General features: G+C 71.6%; 4 protein-coding genes. All 4 read right to left on the bottom strand.

What is annotated here, in order from left to right; genetic code table 11:
• Positions 1–1,233 (bottom strand): HAD-IB family hydrolase (locus ABZE72_RS15935; RefSeq protein ID WP_372730019.1); only part of this gene is annotated, 1,233 nt, incomplete at its 3' end.
• Positions 1,234–1,236: 3 nt separating this feature from the next.
• Positions 1,237–3,045: a 1-acyl-sn-glycerol-3-phosphate acyltransferase gene (locus ABZE72_RS15930; protein WP_372730018.1), complete on the bottom strand. Its 1,809-nt coding sequence runs from the start codon at positions 3,043–3,045 to the stop codon at positions 1,237–1,239.
• 75 nt (positions 3,046–3,120) lie between these two features.
• Entirely contained in the window at positions 3,121–3,795 is a 675-nt protein-coding gene (locus ABZE72_RS15925) for a class F sortase (RefSeq protein WP_372730017.1), read from the bottom strand.
• A 53-nt stretch (positions 3,796–3,848) separates the two neighbouring features.
• Positions 3,849–4,412, bottom strand: a 564-nt coding sequence (locus ABZE72_RS15920) for a DUF4397 domain-containing protein (RefSeq protein ID WP_372730016.1), incomplete at its 5' end; no start/stop codon positions are given.

Here is a 4,412-nt window from a genome sequence, read left to right as displayed (position 1 = left end):
CCCGGCCTGCATCGCCAGGTGGAAGGCGCCCTTCTTGAAGGGCAGCAGCCGCGGGGTGGGTGAACGGGTGCCCTCGGGGGCGATCACCAGGGAGGTGCCGGAGGCCAGGCTCTCGAGGGCCGGCGCGAGGGCCTCCCGGGCCGCGACGCTGTCGGTGCGGTCGACGTACGCGACATCGGCCAGCCAGCCCATCGCAGCGAAGGTGGGGTCCTTGGCGAGCTCCTTCTTGGCCACCGCCGTGAAGTCGCGGCGCAGCAGTGCGGCGAGCACGACGACATCGAGCTGGCTCTGGTGGTTGAAGACGAAGACCGCCGGCCGCGAGCGCCAGAGGTTCTCCTGGCCTTCGACCTCCAGCGTGACCCCGGCGCCCGCCAACGCCAGTTCGGAGCTGATCGCAGCGGCGACCGTGAGCGCGGTACGGCGATCCCCGTTGAGCAGTCCCATCCCCAGACCGGCCACCACCCCGGTGGCCAGCCCGGCGAAGGAGGCCGCCGAGCGGACGACATTGGTCGGGGTGAGGCGGCGTTCGCGATGCAGCCGGTGCACCGGCCAACCGCGCTCGTGCGCGATGCGGGTCAGCGTGCTGTCGGGGTTGAGTGGCCGCGGACGCCCCACGGTCTCGAGGTAGAAGACGTCCTCTCCCCCGTTGCCGTAGGCGTAGGACTCGGTGAGGTCCAGGCCCTCGGACTCGGCGAAGCCCTTCACCGCCGCCGCCTTGCCCGGACCCCACAGGATCGGCCCGTCCACCTGCCCGGTGACCAGCCCGTCGAGGACCTCGACCTCGGTGACGAGCAGGTGTTCGATCCCGAGGTCCTCGGCGGCCGCCTGGGCCTGGAACCGGGTGGCCGAGGAGGCCAGGGCCACCGTGTGGCCCGCACGCAGGTGGGCCCGGACCAGTCGACGGGCATCGGGGTAGAGCTCGCCGGAGATCTTCGTCCGGAAGAGCTGCTGGCCCATCTCCTCCAGGTCGGACTGCGCCATCCCGCGCAGGGCGCCCAGGCCCACCCCGACCAGTCGGGTCACGTCGTGACCGCGCTGCTGCATGTTGAAGACCTCGACGAGGGTGCCGAGCAGCTCCTGCGGGCTGACCGATCGGCTCAGCAACCGCTCACGGAAGTAGAGCGCCGCCGAGTAGCCGTGGATCAGCGTGCCGTCGAAGTCGAAGAAGGCCCCGACCTCGGGACCCTGGGGGCCTGCTGCCACCGCGGCGAGCAGGTCGTCGATGTCGGCCATGGATCAGTCCTTGAGGGCGAGGGAGCGGAGTACGGCGATGGCGTCCACGGCGGCCGCCAACTCATCGGCCAGGCGTTGCCGCGACTGACGCAGCTCGTCACCACCGGGGCCGAGGAGATCACGATTGCCGGCGAGCTTCAGCACGCCGCCCATCAGGTCCTTGGAGATCGACTCCGGTGAATGGAGCTCCTGCTGGAGCCAGCGCTGGTGGGCGACCCCGAGGCTCTCGGAGATCAGCCCGTCGCCGTCCAGCGGGGCAGCGGGCTCCCGGGTCACCAGACGGTCGGCCACCACGGAGTAGGCCTCGAGGAACGGCCCGATCACCCGGTGCGCCAGGAGCAGGTGCGAGGTCGAGAGCTGCTCGATGATGTCGTTCGGGGTGGCACTGGCCTCGGCCCAGCCGGGCATCATCAGGTCGGTCTCATAGCGCAGCTGGGTGTCGAACTCGCGCTTCGTCGCGAAGAAGAACTCGTACTTGAGGAGATCGCGGATCGCCAGCGCGCGCTTCCACGTGGCAGTCACCACGTCGTCCTCCGCGTCCGGTCCTGCCTCGGCCGCCTGGACGAGCGCCACCTCGAGGATCGCGCGGTCGATGAAGTAGTGGGTGACGGTGTTGCGGTAGAACGCCGCCTCGTGCTGCCGGTCGGGCGCGATCGCGTAGACGGGCTCCAGCCCGCCGGCGTACTCCACCACCACGCCTTCGCGCACGAGCGTCGCCAGCGCCTTGCGCAGACCGGCCGGGCGACCGAGGTCGACGTCGGCGGTCAACGGCAGCTGGCGCCGGCGTACGTAGTCGACCAGCGGTTCGAGGACGCCCAGGGTCTCGGCCAGCGTCATCGCCCGACCGTCGTTGTCGAGCAATCCGAAGGCCACCAGGGCCGACGGGGTGATCGGTGTGGCGTCGTTGATCCGGTGGGCGACCTCGAAGGCGACCCGCGGAACCACCGCGGTCAGGTCGTCGGTCGCGGCTCGCGAGCCGGCATCGGCGAGGGCACCGCGCAGCGACAACGGCGGCCCGAACCGCACGTGTACCCGGCCCCTACGCCGTCCCTGGGCGCGGGCGAAGCGATAGAGCCAGGTCAGGCTCTCGGGCGCCTTGGTGCCGCCACTCTCCTCCCGGGAGAGGGCAGAGACCTCGTGCTGCTGGTCGTACACGATGGAGACCGGCACGAGGTACGCGTCGTCGGCGTCGTCGCCGTTGGCCTGGAAGGCGTCGACGAGGTAGCGCAGCACTCCCATCCGTGGCGGGCGGAGCTTGCCAGTGCGGGTGCGGCCGCCCTCGAAGTACCACTCCAGGTTGGCGTGCTGGCGGAGCAGGAAGCCCAGGTAGAGGCGCAGCATGGCCGGGTAGACCGGGTCGTCGCGGGTGGAACGACGGATGAAGATCAGCCCGCTGCGCTTGCCGAGCTCCGAGAGCGGCCACATGGCGAGGTTGATCCCGCCCAGGGTGTAGTTGCTGGGAAAACCGTGACCCGTCGTGGCCGCCCGGAGGACGAGCGGGTCGAGGTAGGAGCGGTGGTTGGGCAGGAAGACCAGCGAGTGCCGGCGCCCCAGCTCGGCGAGCTCCGCCAACCTGCTGGTGTCGACGTCGAGCTCGTAGGAGCGGGTCAGCCACCGACCCATCCGGTCCCAGACCCGCGAGGCCGATTCGTCGACGTACGCCGACATCTCGCTCAGCGCAGTTCGGGAGTCGGCCATCAGGTCGGCCTCGGTGCGATCGGTGCGCTCCACGAGGGCGGCCAAGGTCTCGGCGTACTGAGCCGAGCCCATGACCAGTTCGACCGCCCGGCGCTCGTGATCGGTGTCGTTCATCCGCGCAGCCTAGTGGTGCCCGTCACAGCGTCGCCGCACCCCGCGGCAATCCGTCGGATCGATCGTCCGCCCGGGTCAGCCGACCGGCACGGCCGTGACCACGAGGTTCAGCTGGTAGCCGCCGTTCTCGGCGTCGTACTCCCCGCTGCACGTGATCACGTGCAACCGCTCAGGACCGGTCCGCGAGAACAGGGCCTCCGGAAGCCCCTGGCGGTCGTAGCGGCTGACGTCCCGGACGACGTACCGCCGGACCCGTCCGTCGCGCAGCGTGAGGGTGAGCGTGTCGTCCACCGCCACGTCCCGGAGCCGGACCAGCGGACCGAGCCCGAAGCTGCGGGAGTCGAGATGCCCGGCGAGCACCGTGGCGCCTCCCATCGTCGCGCCGGGCGCGGCACCGAAGCGGTACCAGCCGAGCACCCGAGGATCGTCCGGGAGCTGCATCTGCCCGTCGGGCTGCACGCCCACGGGCCGGACCCGGGCGTCGACGTCGACCGACCCGAGTCGCGCCCGAACCGGACGGGGGGTGCGCTGCTGGCGGGTCACCCGACGCAGGGCGGTGGCGTCGGAGCGACCGACCGATCGAGCCGCGTCGGACCCGGGGTCGGGTGTCTCGCTCCGCTGCTCGGGCGACGAGGCGACGACCACGGAGTCGGCCGCGGGCCCCGGCTCGAGAGCCCGGTCGGATGCACCGGGATCGAGACGGGGCCACAGGGCGCTCAGACTGACCACGAGTCCGACGGCTGCGAGCACCGCGAGGGTCCTCGCAACGTGAGTCGTCCGCATGGTGACCGACCGCCCTGTCGTCAGCGGCGCCGGCGGACCGGGACCGAGCGGAGGGCCACCAGCATCAGCACCAGCAACGAGGTCCCGCCGAGGGCCAGCGCCCACACCGGGACGCCGGCGCTGGACTCGGCCGCCAGGCCGACCTCGCCACCGGGGACGCCATGGGGAGCCGAGTGCAGCCCGTCGATCGTCTGGACCGCCAGATCGAGGTTGCCGTCGTCGGCACTGCCCCAGGCGTAGACGATCGTGTTGGTGCCCTCACCCAGGCTCAGGTCGGCCGGACCGATCGCCACCGTGTCGGTGCCGGCGAGGACCACGTCGGCGCTGTAGCTGCCGGCCGGGACGTCGGCGACCTCCTCGTCGGGGTTGGCCAGACCGGGCACCAGCACGTTGCCGTCGGCACGCACGTCGACCTCCGGAGCGGCGGCGGTGTGGCGCACCGTCAACCGCGCGTCACCGGGCCCGGTCGAGGAGACGTCGTTGACGAAGACGTTGAGCGTCGGGGTGCCGTCCGCGTCGAGGTGCGCCACGACGGTGGCGTTGACGCCGCCGGGGACCTCGACGCCGCTCGCCTCGATGGCGGG

Source organism: Nocardioides sp. (assembly GCF_041600255.1).
GTDB lineage: Bacteria > Actinomycetota > Actinomycetes > Propionibacteriales > Nocardioidaceae > Nocardioides.
The sequence above is the reverse complement of the archived record's forward strand: the minus strand, read 5'-3'. Positions and strand labels throughout refer to the sequence as shown.

What these genes read in the sequence shown, in the direction of transcription:
- ABZE72_RS15930 (WP_372730018.1), bottom strand. Translation starts at nt 3,045, where the DNA reads ATGAACGACACCGATCACGAGCGCCGGGCGGTCGAACTGGTCATGGGC.